Origin of the sequence: Piscinibacter sp. XHJ-5 (genome assembly GCF_029855045.1) — a bacterium.
Lineage (GTDB): Bacteria > Pseudomonadota > Gammaproteobacteria > Burkholderiales > Burkholderiaceae_C > Albitalea.
In genome coordinates, this window is record NZ_CP123228.1 from 4,043,675 (window position 1) to 4,062,429 (window position 18,755).

Here is an 18,755-nt window from a genome sequence, read left to right on the forward strand (position 1 = left end):
CCCATCGCACGGCCGGATGGGTCGCATCGGGTTGGTCCCTATCCTGGCTGCGGCAGCGGCTACAGCCCGAGATAGGCGCGCTTGATGTCGTCGCTGGCCAGCAGCTCCGAGCCGCTGCCTTGCATGACGATGCGCCCGGTCTGGATCACGTAGCCGTGGTGCGCGATCGCCAGCGCCTTGTGAAGGTTCTGCTCCACCAGCAGGATCGCGACGCCCTGCGCGTTGATGTGCTGGAGGGTGTCGAGCACCTTGGTGACGAACTTGGGCGCGATGCCCCACGACGGCTCGTCGAGCATCAGCAGCCGCGGGCGCGCCATCAGCCCGCGGCCGATCGCGAGCATCTGCTGCTCGCCACCGCTCATCGTCCCGGCGAGCTGGTGGCGGCGCTGCTCGAGGATGGGAAACCAGGCGAAGACCTGGTCCATCGTCTGCGCGATCTCTTCCCGGTCGCGGCGGGTGTAGGCCCCGAGCTCCAGGTTGCGCTGCACCGACAGGCGCGGAAACAGCCGCCGGCCCTCCGGCACCAGCGACAGGCCGAGCCCGACGCGCTCATGCGCCGGCAGGTCCTGCACCACGGCGTCCTCGAAGCGGATCTCGCCCGCATCGGCGCGATTGAGGCCGGCGACCGCACGCAAGGTGGTCGACTTGCCGTTGCCGTTGCCGCCGACCAGCGCGACGATCCTGCCCGGCGGCACCTCGAGGTCGACCTTCGAGACGGCGAGCACGCCGCCGTAGCTCACCTTCAAGCCGCGCACGCTGAGCATGCTGTTTGTGACGACCATGCTCACTCTCCCAGATAGGCCGCGACGACGCGCTCGTCGCGCGACACCTCGGCCGGCGTGCCGTCGGCGATCTTCCTGCCGTAGTCGAGCACGACGATGCGGTCGGCGATCGGCATGATTCCCTCGAGCACGTGCTCGACGATGAGGCAGGCGATGCCCTGGGCGCGAATGCGCAGCACCACGTCGACGGCATCGCGCACTTCGGACGGATTGAGGCCGGCCATCACCTCGTCCATCAGCAGCAGCCTGGGCTCCAGCGCCAGCGCGCGCGCCACGGCAAGCCGCCGCTGCTCGCTGACGGTCAGGCTGCCGGCTGCACGTTCGGCGTGCCGCGCGAGGCCCACGAAGTCGAGCAGCTCCAGCGCCTTGGAGCGCGCCAGTGCCGTGTTCCGGCGCAGCAGCAGCGCCCCCACCATCACGTTCTCCGCCGCGCTCATGCTGGTGAAGGTGCGCGCCACCTGAAAGGTGCGCGCGATGCCGATGCGCGCGCACTGCTCGGGTGACAGGCCCTGCACCGGGCGGCCCTCGAGGCGGATCTCGCCTTCGCTCGGCGCAAAGTAGCCGGCGATGCAGTTGAAGATCGTGGTCTTGCCGGCGCCGTTGGGCCCGATGAGGCCGACGATCTGCCCGCGCTCGATGCGAAACGACACGTCGTCGTTGGCCACCAGGCCGCCGAAGCGCTTGGTGACGCGGTCGACCGACAGCAGGCTCATGGCCTTTCCCCCCGGCGCGCCGCACGGCGCGCCCCCCAGCCGAGGACCAGCGCCCTCGCCCACCCGATCAGCCCCCCGGGCTTGTAGACGGCGATGGCGATGATGATGGTCGCGTAGATGATGAGATCGGTGCCGCGGCCGGTGCCGCCGAACAGGCTGCGCGAGCCCTCCTCGATCAGCGTCAGCGCCGCCGCGCCGACGACCGGCCCGAACAGCGAGCCGACGCCGCCGAGGATGGCGACCAGCGCCATCTTGATCGACAGGCCGGTGTGCAGCACCGAGCCGGGGTCGATGTAAAGCTCCTTTTGCGCATAGAGGCTGCCGCCCAGCGCGGCCAGGAAGCTGGAGAACGCCAGCGCGATCAGCTTGTAGCGGGTGAGGCTCACGCCCAGGCTGCGGGCCGCGTCCGGCTCGTCCTTGATGGCGCGGAAGTAGTAGCCCAGGTGGCTGCGCTGGATCCAGAGGTTCACGCCCAGGCTGATGGCCAGCAGGCCCAGCGCGAGGTAGTAGTACGGCGTCTTCGACGCGAACACCAGCGTGCTCCAGCCCTGCTTGTCCATCGGGATCGTCAGGCCCACGGCCGCGCCTGCGGGCTCCCAGTTGGTGACCAGCGTCTGGATGATCTCGGCCACTGCGATCGTCGCCATCGTGAAGTAGTGGCCCTTCAGGCGAAAGCACGGCCAGCCGATCACCAGGCTCGCCGCCACCGCGATGCAGCCGCCGGCCAGCGCGCCGAGCCACGGATTGAGGCCGAGGGACAGCAGCATCGTCGAGGTGTAGGCCCCGATGCCGAAGAACGCGACGTGCCCCAGCGACACCTGCCCGGCGTAGCCGCCGAGGATGTTCCACGCGACGCCGAGCTGCGCGGCCATCAGGATGAGGATCAGCAGGTTGAGATGCGCCGGGCTGTCGATGCCCAGCGGCAGCGCGACCAGCGCAGCGGCGGCAGCGGCCAGCAAAGGTGCCTTCCAGTTCGCCGCCGCAGCACCGCGGGCGGCGGGATTCAGGGCGAGGGTGTCCATCACGTTGTCGTGCTCCATGGCGTTCGATTCAGGCCTTGCCCAGCAGGCCCTGCGGGCGCCACACCAGCATCGCGAGGAAGAGCGCGAGCACGATGGCGGTCTTGAACTGCGGCCCGAGCAGCAGGCCGCCCATCACCTCGACGATGCCGACGAGGATGCCGGCCCAGAACGCGCCGGCGACGCTGCCGAAGCCGCCGAGGTTGACGACGACGAAGGCGATCAGCACGAAGTTCGCGCCGACCTCCGGAAAGATCGGGAAGAAGGTGGCGAGCAGCGCGCCCGCCACGCCCGCGCAGGCCGCGCCCATGCCCCAGGCCAGTGTGAACATGCGCTGCGAATCGATGCCCATCAGCTGCGCCGCCTCGCGGTCGGCGGCGGTGGCTTCCAGCGCCGCCCCGGCCCTGGTGCGCACGAGGAACAGGTACACCGCCACGGTCGTCAGGACCGCGCCGGCGCCGGCCACCACCTGCGGCAGGCCGAGCTGCAGGCCCAGCAGCGATACCTGGCCCGACACGCTGGTCCGGTCGATCATGCGGAAGTCGGGCTTCCACAGGAACTGCGCAATGCCGCGCAGCAGGATCATCAGGCCGAAGGTGGTGAACACCTGCGCCAGCGAGGGCGCGCCGATGATGCGCTTGATGACGAGCCGGTAGACGGCCGCTCCCACCACGAAGAGCCCGACGGCCGTGATCGGCAGGCTCCACATCGGGTCGAAGGACCACAGCGCGTACATCCAGAAGGCGCCGTACATGCCGAGCATCAGGAACTCGCCGTGCGAGAAGTTCACGATGTCCATCACGCCGAAGATCAGCGTGAGGCCGACGGCGACCAGCGCATAGATCAGGCCGATCAGGACGCCGGAGGCGAGCGTTTGCAGCACGATGGTGGAGGTCATGGTGAAGGCGATCCGTTCAGCCCGAGGTCGATTCACTGCGCCTTGCGCTGATCCCACTTCGGCATCGGCCACACCACTTCCCGCGAGGCCATGTTGAAGGGCCACACGGTGTTGTATTTCCCGTCGACGATCTGCACCAGGATGCCGCGCCCCAGCACGTTCTGTCCGGTCTCGTCGAACTTCACGCCCTTCCACGGCATGATGAGGTGCTCGGCGGGGATGTTCGTCTCGGTGAGCGCCCTGCGGATCGCCTCGGGCTCGGTCGACCTGGCGCGGTTGATCGCGTCGGCGATCACCATCAGGCCGGTGAAGGTCCGCGACGAATTGCCGGTGAAGTTGGCCTTGTAGCGGCTCGCGTACAGCTCGTTGACGTCCTTGATCAACGGATTGCGGTTGGCCAGGTCCAGTGCCCACACTTCGCGCGTGATGACGTACTCGGCATCCCTGCCCAAGGTGCGGATGAACTCGGTGTCGGTGAAGCCCGCGTTGTTGGCGAGGATCATGTCGGGCGAGAAGCCCAGCTCCTTGTAGCTCTTCATCGCAAGGATCGCGTCGCCGAGGTACGACGACTGCAGGACCAGGGTGGGGTTGGCCGCCTTCAGCGTCTGCACTTCCGACGTGAGCTGCGTGCTCTTGGCCGGATACGTCACCTGCTTGACCAGCTTGTAGCCTTTCTCCGGCGCGAGCCTGGCCTGCAGCTTGGTCGTCTCGTTGCCCCACAGCGTGTTCTCGTTGAAGCTGGCGATCGAGGCGATCTGGATGCCACGCCTTTCCTGCAGCTCCTTCAGGAAGTCGAACTGGTTCTGCACGAACAGGTCGTCGTGCGGCGTCGTGCGGAAGAACCACTTGAAGCCCCGCTGCGTCAGCGTGGCCGAAGACGACTCCGGGTTGAGGAAGGGAATCTTGTAGCGCTCGGCGACCTGGCTGGCGGTGGCCGTGACATTGCTGTTGTAGCTGCCGACCAGCGCGACCACCTTCTCCTGCGAGATCAGCCGCTCGGCCTCGGTGGCGCCGGTCTGCGGATTGCCCTGGTGGTCGGCGAACACCAGACGGATCTTCGCGCCCTTCAGGTTGGGCAGGCCGCCGCCGGCGGCGAACGGCAGGTCGCGGATCCTGGCGCCGTTGTTGACGATGTCGGCGGCCAGCTCGAGCGCATTCTTCAGCTCCGCGCCGGTGGACGCCGCCGGTCCGGTCAGCGGATAGATCACGCCGATGCGCACTTCCTGCTGCGCCTGGACCGTGCTCGCGAAAGCCGCGGCGAGTGCGGCGCCGCCCAGCACGCGAAGAAGATTCCTGTGCATGTCGTTCTCCTCTTTGGAATGGGTGAAGCTCAGAAGCTGGCGAGCTGGTGGTTGAGCAGGTCGGTGATCAGCATCGAGCCCGGCGCATGGGTGATGCAGAACGCCGGCTTCGCCTGCGCGATCGCCGCCTGCGGTGTGACGCCGCAGGCCCAGAACACCGGCAGCTCGTCGGGCAGCACGTCCACCGGGTCGCCGTAGTCGGGCTGCGCGAGGTCGCGGATGCCGATCAGCGAGGGATCGCCGATGTGCACCGGCGCGCCGTGCACATCGGGAAAGCGCGACGTGACCTGGATCGCGCGGATGGCGGCGGCCGCGCGCAGCGGGCGCATCGAGACCACCATCGGCCCGTGGAAGGGACCCGCGGCGTGGGTGGCGATGTTCGTGCGGTACATCGCCACGTTGCGGCTCTGGTCGACGTGGCGCAGGTCCAGGCCGGCGTCGAGCAGCGCCTGCTCGAACGAGAACGAGCAGCCGATGACGAAGCTGACCAGGTCGTCGCGCCAGAGCGCAAGGATGTCGGTCGGCTCGTCGACCAGCTCGCCGTCGCGCCACACGCGGTAGCGCGGCACGTCGGTGCGGATGTCGATGTCGGCGCCCAGCCTGGCGCAGTGCGGATCGCCCGGCTCCGACACCGCAAGCACCGGGCATGGCTTGGGATTGCGCTGGCAGTAGCGCAGGAAGTCGCCCGCCATCGCCTTCGGCAGGATGACGACGTTGCCCTGCACGTGGTCGCGGGCGATGCCGCTGGTGTGCCCGGTGAACTGGCCCGCGCGGATCGCGGCGCGGGCGGCGATCACGGCTTCCCGGGTGACGGCGTCACTGCCGGCGCGGCGCTGCGTTGCTGCGGTTTTCAAGTCGATGTCCACCGAAGAGAGAAAGTGCGGCGGATTGTGTTGGCCGTCGCGCTGCAGCGGCAAACGAGATTTTTTTCGATTAGCTCATCGGTTTTTTCGATGAGCCGCGCTGCTTGTCACCAGGATTGACAACCGGCCTTCCGGCTACCGTCGCCGAGTCACGCCGGCGCCGCGCACGTAGTCGACCACGGCGTCGACCACGCCCTGCGCCACCACCGAGGTCGGATCGTCGCGGTAGCTCGCATGCACCGGCAGCGGCGGCAGCTGCGCGTCGCATTTCAGCGGCTTCAGCGGCAGCCGCTCGGACAGCCGCTTCACGGCGGCCAGCGGCAGCGTCGCCACGCCGAAGCCGCCCTCGACGAGCTGCACCATTGCGGAGATCGACGAGATGTTGTGCACGCGCCTGAGCTGCAGCCCCGCGTCTCGAAAGAGATCCGTCAGTCCGACGTGCGGTTGCGAGCCGCGCTGGAAGGTGAGCAGGTCCACCTCCGCCAGGTCGGCCAGCGCATAGCGGCGCTTGCGATGGATGCGGCCGTGGCCGACGAACGCCATGTCCATCGGGGGCAGCGCCCGGCTGCGCAGCCGCTCGCCCACCGAGGGCAGCGCGGCGAAGGCGATGTCGAGCGCGCCGCGGTGGATCTGGTCCACCAGCACCGGCGTCGTCTCCACCGTGAGCTCGAGCTCGAAGTCCGGATGGCTGCGACGCATCTGGTGCACCCAGTCGATCAGCCACGAGTGCAGCACCGACTCGATCGCGCCGATGCGCAGCGTGACCGCGCGCTGCGCTCCACCGGCGCCCATCTCGCCCTTGATCTCGCGCTGCAATGCCAAGAGCCGCTGCGCGTGATTGAAGAAGCGCATGCCGGCCACGGTGAGCCGGAACTGCTTGTCGCGACGATCGAGCAGCAGAACGCCCAGCTCTTCCTCGAGTGCGGCGATGCGGCTGGACATCGCCGACTGGGTGATGAACAGCTTTTCCGCCGCGCGCGAGACGCTCTTGAGCGACACCACCCAGTAAAAGGCCTCGACAAATCGCAGGTTCATCTCGGGACACGACACTCCGGGAGAAGCCCCTATCTTGCGGCACGCGCGGTCCGGCTTATTCTTCGGGCTTCCCCTCCACGGAGACTCAAGCATGCTTTCGAAGCCGATCCTGATGATGGCTGCGCTGGCCGTTGCCACCGCCAGCGCCAGCGCTCAGGCCCAGACGAAGTGGGATCTGCCCTGCGCGTACCCCGCCTCCAACTTCCACACCGAGAACCTGAGCCAGTTCGCCGCCGACGTCGACAAGGCCACGGGCGGCAAGCTGAAGATCACCGTGCACGCCAATGCCTCGCTGTTCAAGGCACCCGAGATCAAGCGCGCCGTGCAGGGCGGGCAGGCGCAGATGGGCGAGATCCTCCTGTCCAACTATTCCAACGAGTGGGCGATCTTCGGCGCCGACGGCATTCCGTTTCTCGCCGACAGCTACGACGCCTCGATGAAGCTCTACCAGGCGCAGCGCCCGCTGATGGAGAAGAAGCTGGGCGAGCAGGGCATGCTGCTGCTGTATGCAGTGCCCTGGCCGCCGCAGGGCATCTACGTCAAGAAGCCGATCAACTCCGCCGCCGACCTCAAGGGCGTGAAGTGGCGTGCCTACAACCCGGCCACGGCGCGCATCGCCGAACTGGTCGGCGCGCAGCCGGTCACCGTGCAGGCGGCCGAACTGTCGCAGGCCATGGCCACCGGCGTCATCGAGAGCTACATGTCGTCCGGCTCAACCGGTTACGACACCAAGACCTTCGAGCACATCAAGTACTGGTACGACACCCAGGCCTGGCTGCCGAAAAACGCCGTGCTGGTCAACAAGGCCGCCTTCGACGCTCTCGACAAGCCCACGCAGACCGCCCTGCTGAAGGCCGGCGCCGACGCGGAGGCGCGCGGCTGGAAGCTGTCGCAGCAGAAGAACACCGAGTACATCGACCTGCTCAAGAAGAACGGCATGAACATCCTTGCGCCGCCGGCACAGCTCAAGACCGACATGAAGAAGGTGGGCGACACCATGCTGCAGGAATGGCTGCAGAAGGCCGGGACGGACGGGAAGACGCTGGTCGACGCCTACAACAAGAAGCCGTGATGGCACAAGACCGACCCGCTGCGGACCGGCCGCCTTCCGGCCCGCGCCGCGCCCTGAATCTCGTCTACGACGCCGCCGGCGCCCTCGCCGGCCTGTTCGTGCTGGCCATCCTGGTCATGATGATCGGCCAGAGCGTGCTGCGGGAGTTCGGCGTTCCCACCGGACCGGTGAACGACGTCGTGGCCTGGAGCTGTGCGGCCGCAGCCTTTCTCGCGATGGCGCACACCTTTCGACACGGCGACTTCGTGCGGGTGACGCTGCTGCTCGAGAAGCTCGGCCCGGCCGCGCGCCGCCGCGTCGAGCTCGTGTGCCTGGCGGTGGCCGCCGCCTCGGTCGGCTATCTGGCGGTGTCGGTGATCCGCTTCGTTTACGAAAGCTGGGCCTTCAACGACATCGCCAGCGGCCAGTTCGCGGCCCCCCTGTGGATCCCGCAATCCAGCTTCGTGATCGGCGCCGTGCTGCTGCTGGTGGCCATCGTCGACGAGCTGGTGCGCGTGTGGCGCGGCTGCGTACCGGTCTACGTCGAGGCGGTGGAGAAGCGCCACGCCGAAGGCGATTTCTCGGCCGACCTCTGATGGACACGCTCGCGATCGGCGCCCTGCTGCTGGCCGTCATGCTGGTCCTGCTGGCGTGCGGCGTGTGGATCGGGCTCACGTTGGCCATCGTCGGGTGGGTGGGACAGGCCTTCTTCACGACCACGCCGCCCGGCAAGAACCTGTTCTCGGCGTTCTGGGAATCGAATGCGTCGTGGGAGCTGGCCGCGCTGCCGCTGTTCATCTGGATGGGCGAGATCCTGTTTCGCACGCGGCTGTCGGAGCAGATGTTCGAGGGGCTCGCGCCATGGCTGAATCGCGTGCCCGGACGGCTCATGCACACCACCATCCTGGGCTGCGGGATCTTCGGCTCGGTGTCCGGCTCGTCGGCGGCCACCTGCGCCACCATCGCCAAGGTCGCCCTGCCCGAGCTGCGGCGGCGCGGCTACGACGAACGCATCGCGCTGGGCTCGCTGGCCACCGCCGGCACGCTGGGGATCCTGATTCCGCCGTCGATCACGATGGTGGTCTACGCGGTCGCGGCCGACGCGTCGATCATCCGTGTCTTCCTGGCCGGCTTCCTGCCGGGCTTCCTGCTGATGGCGCTGTTCTCGGGCTACATCGCCTGGTGGTCGCTGCGCAATCCGGAAAAGACGCCGCCTGCCGACCCGCCGCTCGGGCTGCTGCAGAAGATCCGAGCGTCCGGCAACCTCATCCCGTGCGGCCTGCTCATCGTCTTCATCGTCTGGGTGCTGATCGCGGGCTGGGCCACCGCCACCGAGTGCGCCGCCTACGGCGTGATCGGATCGCTGGTCACCGCGGCGTGGAGCCGGCAGCTCACTTGGCGCAATTTCTGGGAAGGGCTGATGGGCGCGACCCGCACCTCCTGCATGATCATGTTCATCCTGGCAGGCGCCGCCTTCCTCACCAAGACGATGGCCTTCACCGGCATTCCGCGCGAGCTCGCGGAGTGGGTCAACGGCCTGCACCTGAGCCCCTATGCGCTGATCAGCGCGCTGGTGCTGGTGTACCTGGTGCTCGGCACGGCGCTCGACGGCATCTCGATGATCGTGCTGACCTCGGCGATCGTGCTGCCGATGATCCAGAAAGCAGGCTTCGACCTCGTCTGGTTCGGCATCTTCATCGTGCTGCTGGTCGAGATCGCGGAGGTCACGCCGCCGGTGGGATTCAACCTCTTCGTGCTGCAGAACATGACCGGCAAGGACAGCAACACGATCGCCCGCGCGGCCATCCCGTTCTTCGGATGCCTGGTGGTGTGCATCGCCATCATCACGGCCTTCCCGGCGATCGTGACGTGGCTGCCCAACGCGGTGATGGGTGTTCCCAAATAGCCTGGGGTGATGGGACCCAGGATTGCGCGCGCCGTGGCACATTCGCGGCTTGAACCCTCCGGAGACGGCGCGACTTGCAGCAAGACCTGGTGATCTGCGAGCAATGCGATGCGGTGCATCGCTGGCGGCCCCTGCAGCCGCGCGAGGTCGCGCAATGCAGCCGCTGCGGCGCGGTGCTGGCGCGCGGACATCGCCTGGGTGCGCATGCGCTGCTCGCGCTGACGGTCGCGGCGCTGCTGGTGCTGCTGATCGCCAATCTCACGCCGGTGGTCGACATGCGCCTGCGCGGCGTGCACAACAGCGCCACGCTGCCGGGTGCCATCCACGACACCTGGCTGCAGGGTGAGCGCCTGGTCGCGAGCGCCGCCGCCTTCACCGCCATCGTCGCGCCGGGGCTGCTGATCACCCTGCGCCTGCTCGTGCTGGTGCCGCTGGCGCGCGGCCGCGCGCCGGGTCACCTGGCGTGGTGCATGCGCGTGCTGCACGAGATGTCGCGCTGGAGCATGGTGGAGGTGATGATGGTCGCCGCCGCCGTGTGCATCGTGCGCATTGCCTCCATGGCGCAGGCCGTCCCGGGGCCGGGCATGTTCGCCTTCGGCGCGCTCGCGCTGCTGCTGGCGGCGCTGGAGTCCGGCGGCCTCAAGCACTTGTGGATGCAGGCGCCATGACGGCCTTGTATGGATGCGAATGCTGCGGTCTCGTGTCGGCCGCACCGGCCGGCGACGCGCAAGTGCAGCTGCGCTGCCCGCGCTGCGCGCATCCCCTGCACGACGAGAAGCCCCACAGCCTGCAGAAGACCTGGGCCTACCTCGCGGCCTCGGTGCTGCTGTACATCCCGGCCAACGCGCTGCCGGTGATGACCACCTCCAACCTCTTTCGCGACACCAGCCACACCATCGCCAGCGGCATCGCCGAGCTGTGGGCGAGCGACTCGTGGGGACTGGCGATCATCGTCTTCGTGGCCAGCATCGCGGTGCCGCTGCTGAAGATCGGCACCCTTGCACTGCTCGCCTGGAGCGTGCAATACGCGCCCGGCTGGCGGCGGTTCGAGCGGGCCCGGCTGTACCGCATCGTCGAAGGCGTCGGCCACTGGTCGATGCTCGACGTCTACGTGGTCGTGCTGCTCGCCGGCATCGTGCAGTTCGGCCGCCTCGCGAACGTGCATCCCGAGCCCGGCCTGCTCGCCTTCGCCGCGGTGGTCGTCCTGACGATGCTGGCCGCCCGCAGCTTCGATCCACGCCTGATCTGGCGCGAGCCCGACGAGCCGACGCCATGAGCGACCCCACCGAGCCCGATCCCGCCGGCGAGGGCATTCCGCCGGCCGCTGCGGAGCCCGTGGTGCGGCGGCGCAACGCCACCCGGCTGTCGCTGGTGTGGATCGTGCCCATCGTGGCAGTGGTGGTCGGCGCCTCGCTGCTGATCAACACGCTGATGCAGGCCGGACCGCACGTGATGATCGAGTTCCGCACCGCCGAGGGCCTGGAGCCCGGCAAGACCGAGGTTCGCTACAAGGAGGTCGTCGTCGGGCGCGTCGAGGCGGTGTCGCTGAGCGATGACCGCAAGCGGGTGCAGGTGGGCGTGCGGCTCGACCGCGCCGTGTCCAACATGGCCGTGGAGGACACCAACTTCTGGGTCGTGCGGCCGCGCATCGGCATGGCGGGCATCAGCGGTCTCAACACGCTGCTGTCGGGCGCCTACATCGGCGTCGACGCGGGCAACTCCACGCGCTCGCGCAAGCACTTCGTCGGCCTGGAGGCGCCGCCTTTCGTGCTGCGCAACGAGCCGGGCCGCAGCTTCGTGCTGCGGGCCCCCGACCTCGGTTCGCTGGACGTCGGCTCGCCGGTGTACTACCGGCGCACGCGCGTCGGCCGCGTCGTCGGCTACACGCTCGACCCCGTCAACGACGAGCTCACCGTCCAGGTGTTCATCGAATCGCCGTACGAGCCGCTGGTCACCCAGCAGGCGCGGTTCTGGAATGCGAGCGGCCTCGACCTGCAGCTCAATGCAAGCGGCCTGACGCTGAACGCGCAGACGGTCAGCTCCGTGATCGCCGGCGGCATCGCCTTCGAGCGCCTGCCCGGCAGCGAGGGCCTGGCGGCGGCACCGGCGGGCACGCGCTTCTACCTGTTCGACGACCGCAAGGCAGCCCTGGCACCGCCCGACGGGCCGGCGCTCACGATCCGCATGGTGTTCGACCAATCGGTGCGCGGCCTGTCCACCGGCGCGCCGGTGGACTTCCTCGGCATCGAGCTCGGAACCGTTCAATCCATGCAGCTGCTGTACGACGCCCGCACCCAGCGCTATCCGATGGAGGTGACGGCCGACATCTACCCGCTGCGCCTGGGCAAGGTGCGCAACGCCATGCTGCAGGGCGCGCCGGCCGGGGGCGCCGCCGACATCCGGTTCCTGAAGCAACTCGTGGACAGCGGCCTGCGCGCGCAGCTGCGCACGGGCAACCTGCTCACCAGCCAGCAATACGTGGCGCTCGATTTCACGCCCAGGACGCCGCAGGCCACGCTGGACATGAGCAACGGCGTACCGCGCGTGCCGACCGTGCCCGGCACGCTGAGCGAGCTGCAGCCGCAGATCGCCGAGATCGTCGCGCGGCTCAACAAGGTGCCGTTCGACGAGATCGGGCGCGATCTGCAGAGCACGCTGAGCCAGGCGCGCGCGGCCATCCGCGAGTTGTCGCCCGAGGCACAGAAGGCGCTGGCGGAGGTGCAGCGCACCCTCGGCTCGGTGCAGGCCTCGCTGCAGCGGCTGGACCGCAACCTGCTGGACGAATCGGCGCCCGTGCAGCGCAACGTGGAGCAGACCATGACCGAACTGCAGCGCGCGGCGCAGGCCCTGCGCGCCCTGAGCGACTACCTGCAGCGGCATCCGGAGACGCTGCTGCGCGGCAAGCGCGCCGACCCGCCGCTGGCCGACCGGGAGAAGCCGCGATGAGGTGGGCCATGCTCGCCGTTTCCCTGCTCATCGGCGCCTGCTCGACGCCGAAGCTCGAGGAGCGCTTCCACACGCTGCTGCCCGCGCAACGCGCCGCCCCCGCGCCGGCCGCGACGGCGATCCCCGTCGATGTGACGCCCGTCGCCGTGCCGGCCCAGGTCGACCATGCGCAATGGGTGGTGCGCCAGCCGGACGAGTCGCTGCTGATGCTGGAGCAGGACCGCTGGGCCGCCCCGCTGGGCGACGAGCTGCGTGGCGCGATCGTCGAGCGCCTCACGTCGCAGTGGGGCGCGATCGACGTGCGCGGCGTGGCGCAGCCGGCGCCCGCGGTGTGGCGCCTGCGCGTGGACGTGCAGCGCTTCGAATCCATCCCGGGGCGCGAAGCGCGGCTCGAGGCCACCTGGTCGCTGTCGGCGTCGCAGCGCGGCGTCGCCCCGCTGGTGTGCCGCACCGCGCTGGTCGAGGGCATCGGCGAGACCGCCCTCACCGCTCTGGCCGCCGCCCACCGGCGCGCCGTGGCGCGCCTCGCCGACGAGATCGGCGCGCGCCTCAAGGCGCTGCACGCCGGCGAATCCGCCCGATGCTGAGCGAACGACCATGACCGACCCCACCCCTGCCTGGAACGATGCCTGGACCGCTGTCGGCGCGCGCGCGGACGAGGCTCTGCTGGCCGAGCTGCTGCAGCGCTACCGCGAGCCGCATCGCAAGTACCACACGCTTCAGCATCTGAACGAATGCTTCGCCCGCTTCGAGCTGCTGCGCGAAGCCGCGGTTCATCCCGCGGAGATCGCGATCGCGCTGTGGTTCCACGACGCCTTCTACGACGTGACGCGCGACGACAACGAGCGGCTCAGCGCGCAATGGGCGAAGCGGACGGCACTCGACGCGGGCGCGGGACACGCGATCGCGCATCGGCTGCACGAGCTGGTCATGGTGACCCGGCATGACGCGCTCGCCACCACGCACGACGAGCAGATCCTCGTCGACGTGGACCTGTCCATCCTCGGCGCTGCGCCGGAGCGATTCGACGAATACGAGCAGCAGGTGCGCGAGGAATATGCGCACGTGCCGCAGCCCCTTTTCAGCGCCAGGCGGCGCGCCATCCTCGAGGCATTCCTCGGGCGCGATCGCATCTTCGGCACCGAGCAGTTCGCCGCGCTGCTCGAAGAGCGCGCGCGGGACAACCTGAGCCGCTCCGTCGAGCGGCTCGCCGGATGAGCCGACGATGAAGCGACTCGCTGCCTTCGCCGCCGCGCTGCTCCTGTGCGCCTGCGCGGGGCCGCCCTCGCCGACGCGCAGCGTCGAGGAGCAGCTCACCGCGATCGAATCGCAGCGTCGCGAAGCGATCCGGCGCGGCGACTTCGCGGCGCTCGAGCAGATCTACGCACCCGGCTTCATTGCCATCGCCGGCAACGGCCAGGTCATCGACCGCAGCCGCCTGTTCGATGTGTTGCGCCAGACCGACTCGTCGCTGGCGTTCTCCACCGACGAGGTGCGCGTCCAGGCGAATGGCGACACCGCCGTCTTCATCGGCCGCCTCGTCGCCCGCAACGCCGCCGGCGCGGTGGTGTTCCAGTCGAGGTTCAGCCATGTGTTCGTCCGCGAAGGCGGACGCTGGGTCTGCATCGCGGGGCAGTCCACGCCGATCGCTCCCGCTTGACCGCGGCATGGGCAAGAGAGCAGCGCATCGACCCTCTCCCGCGAGCGGAGAGGGAGTAGCCCGGGTCACGCCTGCCGGCTTCCTCCAAGCGGGGAGAGCGAGTCAGCCACCACCGGCATCGACGAGCCCTCCTTCTTTTGCAGCAAGGCCACGCCGCTGCGCACCGCGATGATCTCGGCGAGGATGGACACCGCGATCTCCGCGGGCGTCTTCGCACCGAGGTCGAGCCCCACCGGCCCATGCAGCCGCCCGATCTCGCCCGGCGTGAGGTCGAACATCGCCAGGCGCTCCTTGCGCTTGGCGGTGTTGACGCGCGAGCCGAGTGCGCCCACGTAGAAGGCCGGCGACTTCAGGGCCTCCAGCAGCACCATGTCGTCGAGCTTGGGGTCGTGGGTGACCGCCACCACCGCGCTGTGCGGATCGAGCTGCATCGCGACGGCGACGTCGTCGGGCATGCCCTTCGAGAAGTGCGTGCCGGGCACATCCCACGTGAGGTGGTACTCCTCGCGCGGGTCGCAGCACGTGACCTCGAAATCCAGCGGCAGCGCCATCTGCGCCAGCACGCGCGAGAGCTGCCCCGCGCCGATGATCAGCAGCCGCCAGCGCGGACCGAAGACGGCGCGCAGCGTGCGGCCGTCGAACTCGAAGCCCTCGCCGCGCCGCGCGGCTTCCACCGTGACCGTGTGCGTCTGCAGATCGAGCCGGCGGGCGACCATCTCGTGCCTCTCGGTGCGCTGCAGCACCTGCGAGATCCAGTCGATGTCGTGCAGCGGCTCCTGCACCAGGCGCAGGTTGCCGCCGCAGGGCAGGCCGAAGCGCGCCGCCTCCTCCTTGGTCACGCCGTAGGTGATCAGCGACGGCGCGTCCACACGCTCGCCGTGGCGCACGCGGTCGATGAGATCGTCCTCGACGCATCCGCCGGACACCGATCCCACCACCAGGCCGTCGCCGCGCAGGCACAGCAGCGCGCCGGGCGGGCGCGGGGCGGAGCCCCAGGTCTCGATGACGGTCACCAGCCAGACCTTGTGGCCGGCGGCGAACCAGTCGCGCGCCTGGCTGAGCACCTGCAGATCCAGACTGTCCATCGTGTCGACTCCCCGACAACAGGTTCAGCGCACCACGAAGTAGATCACCGCCGCGACGATCAGTGCCGCGATCAGCCACCACAGCTTGCGAAGGTCGTTGTCGCGCGTCGGCTGCGGCACCGGCGCGGCCACCACCGGTGGTTCGACCGCTTCGGCAGCCGGCGGTTGCAGCCGCTGCTCGAAGGCGGCGAAGAAGTCGTCCGTCAGCTTGCGCGCCGCCGCATCGACCAGCCGCGAGCCGATCTGCGCCATCCGGCCGCCGACCTGCGCCGTCGCGTTGTAGCGCAGTCGCGTGCTCGCGCCTTCGGGCTCCAGCGCCACGTCGGCCGATCCCTTGCCGAAGCCGGCAGCTCCGCCCTGCCCCTCGAAGCTGATCGTGTACGAGCGCGGCGGCTGCACGTTGCCGAGCACCACCTTGCCGTTGAAGCGCGCGCTGACCGGGCCGACCTTCACGGCCACCACCGCGCGAAAGCCGTCGCCGTCGCGCTCGAGCGACTCGCAGCCGGCGATGCACGCCTTCAGCGTGTCGGGGTCGTTGAGCGCTTCCCAGGTGCGCTGCAAGTCGGTGGGGATGAGTTTTTCGCCTTGGAGTTCCATCGCGTCGTGGTCATCGAACGTGGCTCAGCGCGCGCCCCAGATCCGCGAGGCTCGCGAGGTTGTGCACCGGCAGGAAGCGGTCCACGTGCGGCAGCATGGCACGCACGCCCGCCGCCCGCGGCTCGAAGCCATCGTAGCGCAGCAGGGGGTTCAGCCACACGAGCTGGTGCGCCATGCGATGCAGGTGTGCGGCGGCCTCCGCGAGGTGGCCGCCCTCATCGCGGTCCAGCCCGTCGGTGAGCAGCAGCACGGCGGCATTGCCGCCCAGCAGCCGGCGGGCCCAGCGACGGTTGAACTCGGCCAGGCACGAGGCGATGCGCGTGCCGCCTTTCCAGTCGGGCACCTGCGCATCCGCCAGCCGCAGCGCCACGTCGGGATCGCGATGGCGCAGGCAGCGCGTGATGTTGGTCAGCCGCGTGCCGAAGGTCAGCACGTGCACCCGTGCATGCTGCTGGCCCACGGCGTGGACATAGTGAAGGAAGACGCGGGCGTATCGATCCATCGAGCCGGAGATGTCGAGCAGCACGACCAGCGGCGGCAGCTCGATGCGCGGCCGGGTGAAGGCCGGAGTCAGCGTCTGCGGCGCGCGCGCCATGCGCAGCAGCGTGGCGCGCAGGTCCAGGCGGCCGCGCGGGGCCGCTTCGTGGCGGCGCCGGCGCACCGGCGCGATCGGCAGCGGGATCTGCGCCGCGAGCTTCTTCGCCGCCTCGAACTCCGCCGTCGTCATCGATTCGAAGTCCGCTCGCTGCAGCCGCTCGCGCTCGCTGAAGGTGAAGCTGGCGTCGAACCGGAGCTCGTCGCTGGGCGACTGTTCGGATGGCGCCCGGCGCGGCGGCGCGAGCGCCTCCTGCAAGCGGCCCGCCGTCGGCGGCCGAGGCAGATCTCCGCGCCCGATCACCTTGGGCAGCGCCAGCAGCATCAGCTGCTCGAGCAGCTTGGGGTCGCGCCAGAAGCTGGCGAATGCGGCATCGAAGATCGGCTGCTGCTCGTGCCGGTCGATCATCACGGCGGACAGCGCGGCATGCACGTCCTCCCGGCGCGACAGGCCGACGGCCTCGATGGCGGCCATCGCCTGCAGCACGCGATCGGGGCCGACGGTGAGGCCGGCCGCGCGCAGCACGCGGGAGAAGTGGACGATGTTCTCGGCAAACACGTTTCCAGGCCCGTCAATCCAGCACCGCCCTCGCGCGCAGCTCCTCCAGCAGCTTCACCGTGTCCCCATGCTGCATCCGCACGATGTCGTCCTGGTGCTTGAGCAGCACGCCCAGCGTGTCGTGCACCGTCTGCGGATCGAGCCGAACGGCATTCAGCGCCACCAGCGCCTGCGTCCAGTCGATCGTCTCGGCGACGCCCGGCGCCTTGAACAGGTCGAGCGAGCGCATGCGCTGCACGAACTCCACCACCTGCACGCGCAGGCGCTCCGCAGCACCGGGCGCCTTCAGCCGCACGATCTCCAGCTCGCGCTCGAGCGTCGGAAAGTCGACCCAGTGGTAGAGGCAGCGCCGCTTCAGCGCGTCGTGGATCTCGCGCGTGCGGTTGGAGGTGATGAGGGTGATCGGCGGCGCGGTGGCGCGGATGGTGCCGAGCTCGGGCACGGTGATCTGGTTCTCGGCCAGCACCTCGAGCAGGAAGGCGTCGAAGGGCTCGTCGGCGCGATCCAGCTCGTCGATCAGCAGCACCGGCGAGCGCGGCTGGGTAAGTGCGGCCAGCAGCGGCCGCTCGATCAGCATGTCGCGCGAATACAGGCTGCGGACCAGCTTGCCGCGGTCGGTCTCGTGCACCGCCTCGGCGAGGCGGATCTCGATCATCTGGCGCGCGATGTTCCATTCGTACGCGGTCTGCGCGACATCGAGCCCTTCGTAGCACTGCACGCGCAGCAGCGCCGTGCCCAGCGCCTGCGCCAGCACCTTGCCCAGCTCGGTCTTGCCCACGCCCGGCTCGCCCTCGACGAACAGCGGCCGCTCCAGCTTGAGGCTGAGGAACAGCGCCGTCGCGAGGCGCCGATCGCAGACATAGTTCTCGGTGGCCAGCAGCTCGATGACCGCATCCACCGAGTCGGGCATGGCCGGCTTCGCGGCCACGCCTTGGTTCGCGTCAGTCAACGCGCGAGCGCCGCCGCAACGGCCCGCGACGCCATCACGCTGATCATCGCGGCCCGATACGCCGCCGACGCGTGCAGGTCGGCGTTGATATCGGTGGCCGGCATGACGACCGCCTTGGCGGCTTCGGGCGTGAAGCTCTTCGCCAGCGCGTCTTCCAGGGTCTTCGCGCGGAACACGCTGCTCTTCGCACCGGTGACCGCGACGCGCACGCCGCCCGCGCCCTGGCTCACGAACACACCCACCAGCGCGAAGCGAGACGCGGGCTGCCTGAACTTCACGTAGGCCGCGCGCTGGGCCAGCGGAAAGCTCACCGAGGTGATCAGCTCGCCCGGCTGCAGCGCGGTTTCATACAGGCCGGTGAAGAACGCATCGCCCGCGATGTCGCGCCGGTCGGTGTGCACGGTCGCCCCCAGCCCGAGCACCGCCGCCGGATAGTCGGCCGCCGGATCGGCGTTGGCGACGGAGCCGCCCAGCGTGCCGCGGTTGCGCACCATGGGGTCGCCGATGAGACCGGCCAGCTCGGCCAGCGCCGGCAGGGCCCGCTTCACGTCGGCCGAGGCTGCGACGCTGGCATGCGTGGTCATCGCGCCGATGTGCACGCCCGCCGCATCGGCCTTGATGCCTTGCAGCTCGGCGACGCCGCCCAGGTCGACCAGCCGCTCGGCAGACGCGAGCCGCAGCTTCATCGCCTGCACCAGGCTCTGGCCGCCGGCGAGGAAGCGTGCATCGCCCTGGAAGGCCTTGACGGCGTCCGCGCGCGTGGAAGGGCGTTGGTATTCGAAGGTGTACATGCAGGT

General features: G+C 69.3%; 21 protein-coding genes. 9 read left to right on the plus strand and 12 right to left on the minus strand.

Features of this window, described 5'->3' with window-relative positions; all coding sequences use genetic code 11:
- Nucleotides 1-59: 59 nt before the first annotated feature.
- From P7V53_RS19085 to P7V53_RS19115, 7 genes are all read right to left on the minus strand, one after another.
- Nucleotides 60-764, minus strand: a complete 705-nt coding sequence (locus tag P7V53_RS19085) for an ABC transporter ATP-binding protein (RefSeq protein ID WP_280156555.1) — start codon at nt 762-764, stop codon at nt 60-62.
- Between the two features lie 20 nt (nt 765-784).
- Nucleotides 785-1,495 (minus strand): ABC transporter ATP-binding protein, encoded by a 711-nt coding sequence (locus tag P7V53_RS19090; protein WP_280151100.1) that lies wholly within the window; start codon nt 1,493-1,495, stop codon nt 785-787.
- Entirely contained in the window at nt 1,492-2,535 is a 1,044-nt protein-coding gene (locus P7V53_RS19095; RefSeq protein ID WP_280151101.1) for a branched-chain amino acid ABC transporter permease, read from the minus strand. Before P7V53_RS19095 ends, P7V53_RS19090 begins: the two co-directional genes overlap by 4 nt.
- Nucleotides 2,536-2,545: 10 nt before the next feature.
- Nucleotides 2,546-3,412, minus strand: a complete 867-nt coding sequence (locus P7V53_RS19100) for a branched-chain amino acid ABC transporter permease (protein WP_280151102.1) — start codon at nt 3,410-3,412, stop codon at nt 2,546-2,548.
- 32 nt (nt 3,413-3,444) lie between these two features.
- On the minus strand, nt 3,445-4,713 hold the full coding sequence (locus P7V53_RS19105; RefSeq protein WP_280151103.1) for an ABC transporter substrate-binding protein: 1,269 nt from the start codon (nt 4,711-4,713) through the stop codon (nt 3,445-3,447).
- A gap of 29 nt (nt 4,714-4,742) precedes the next feature.
- Nucleotides 4,743-5,510: a putative hydro-lyase gene (locus P7V53_RS19110; protein ID WP_280156556.1), complete on the minus strand. Its 768-nt coding sequence runs from the start codon at nt 5,508-5,510 to the stop codon at nt 4,743-4,745.
- 201 nt (nt 5,511-5,711) lie between these two features.
- Complete coding sequence (locus tag P7V53_RS19115; protein WP_280151104.1) at nt 5,712-6,611, minus strand: LysR family transcriptional regulator; 900 nt, start codon at nt 6,609-6,611, stop codon at nt 5,712-5,714.
- A 112-nt stretch (nt 6,612-6,723) separates the two neighbouring features.
- Here P7V53_RS19115 and P7V53_RS19120 point away from each other — a divergent pair, with 112 nt between their 5' ends.
- The 9 genes from P7V53_RS19120 to P7V53_RS19160 all read left to right on the plus strand — a co-directional run bounded on the left by P7V53_RS19120 (nt 6,724) and on the right by P7V53_RS19160 (nt 14,174).
- Nucleotides 6,724-7,683, plus strand: coding sequence for a TRAP transporter substrate-binding protein (locus tag P7V53_RS19120; protein ID WP_280156557.1), 960 nt, complete (start codon nt 6,724-6,726; stop codon nt 7,681-7,683).
- Complete coding sequence (locus P7V53_RS19125) at nt 7,683-8,258, plus strand: TRAP transporter small permease (RefSeq protein ID WP_280151105.1); 576 nt, start codon at nt 7,683-7,685, stop codon at nt 8,256-8,258. The genes P7V53_RS19120 and P7V53_RS19125 overlap by 1 nt, the downstream gene beginning before the upstream one ends.
- Nucleotides 8,258-9,568: a TRAP transporter large permease subunit gene (locus P7V53_RS19130; RefSeq protein WP_280151106.1), complete on the plus strand. Its 1,311-nt coding sequence runs from the start codon at nt 8,258-8,260 to the stop codon at nt 9,566-9,568. Before P7V53_RS19125 ends, P7V53_RS19130 begins: the two co-directional genes overlap by 1 nt.
- A gap of 74 nt (nt 9,569-9,642) precedes the next feature.
- Nucleotides 9,643-10,236 (plus strand): paraquat-inducible protein A, encoded by a 594-nt coding sequence (locus tag P7V53_RS19135; protein WP_280151107.1) that lies wholly within the window; start codon nt 9,643-9,645, stop codon nt 10,234-10,236.
- Nucleotides 10,233-10,844, plus strand: a complete 612-nt coding sequence (locus P7V53_RS19140) for a paraquat-inducible protein A (protein ID WP_280151108.1) — start codon at nt 10,233-10,235, stop codon at nt 10,842-10,844. The genes P7V53_RS19135 and P7V53_RS19140 overlap by 4 nt, the downstream gene beginning before the upstream one ends.
- The gene (locus tag P7V53_RS19145) at nt 10,841-12,514 is read left to right on the plus strand and encodes an MlaD family protein (protein WP_280151109.1); all 1,674 of its coding nucleotides are present in this window, start codon (nt 10,841-10,843) and stop codon (nt 12,512-12,514) included. Before P7V53_RS19140 ends, P7V53_RS19145 begins: the two co-directional genes overlap by 4 nt.
- Nucleotides 12,515-12,522: 8 nt before the next feature.
- On the plus strand, nt 12,523-13,101 hold the full coding sequence (locus P7V53_RS19150) for a PqiC family protein (RefSeq protein WP_280151110.1): 579 nt from the start codon (nt 12,523-12,525) through the stop codon (nt 13,099-13,101).
- Between the two features lie 10 nt (nt 13,102-13,111).
- Nucleotides 13,112-13,732 (plus strand): N-methyl-D-aspartate receptor NMDAR2C subunit, encoded by a 621-nt coding sequence (locus P7V53_RS19155; RefSeq protein WP_280151111.1) that lies wholly within the window; start codon nt 13,112-13,114, stop codon nt 13,730-13,732.
- Between the two features lie 7 nt (nt 13,733-13,739).
- Nucleotides 13,740-14,174: a nuclear transport factor 2 family protein gene (locus P7V53_RS19160; protein WP_280151112.1), complete on the plus strand. Its 435-nt coding sequence runs from the start codon at nt 13,740-13,742 to the stop codon at nt 14,172-14,174.
- 65 nt (nt 14,175-14,239) lie between these two features.
- Here the strand turns inward: P7V53_RS19160 and P7V53_RS19165 are convergent, their stop codons facing one another.
- Genes P7V53_RS19165 through P7V53_RS19185 form a run of 5 tightly spaced genes read right to left on the minus strand, consistent with a single transcriptional unit; the run spans nt 14,240 to nt 18,749 of the window.
- Nucleotides 14,240-15,259, minus strand: coding sequence for an XdhC family protein (locus tag P7V53_RS19165; protein WP_280151113.1), 1,020 nt, complete (start codon nt 15,257-15,259; stop codon nt 14,240-14,242).
- A gap of 24 nt (nt 15,260-15,283) precedes the next feature.
- Nucleotides 15,284-15,856: a carbon monoxide dehydrogenase subunit G gene (locus P7V53_RS19170; protein WP_280151114.1), complete on the minus strand. Its 573-nt coding sequence runs from the start codon at nt 15,854-15,856 to the stop codon at nt 15,284-15,286.
- 10 nt (nt 15,857-15,866) lie between these two features.
- On the minus strand, nt 15,867-17,009 hold the full coding sequence (locus P7V53_RS19175) for a VWA domain-containing protein (protein WP_280151115.1): 1,143 nt from the start codon (nt 17,007-17,009) through the stop codon (nt 15,867-15,869).
- A gap of 13 nt (nt 17,010-17,022) precedes the next feature.
- Nucleotides 17,023-17,919 (minus strand): MoxR family ATPase, encoded by an 897-nt coding sequence (locus P7V53_RS19180; protein WP_280156558.1) that lies wholly within the window; start codon nt 17,917-17,919, stop codon nt 17,023-17,025.
- Between the two features lie 35 nt (nt 17,920-17,954).
- Nucleotides 17,955-18,749, minus strand: a complete 795-nt coding sequence (locus P7V53_RS19185) for a xanthine dehydrogenase family protein subunit M (protein ID WP_280151116.1) — start codon at nt 18,747-18,749, stop codon at nt 17,955-17,957.
- Nucleotides 18,750-18,755: the final 6 nt, after the last annotated feature.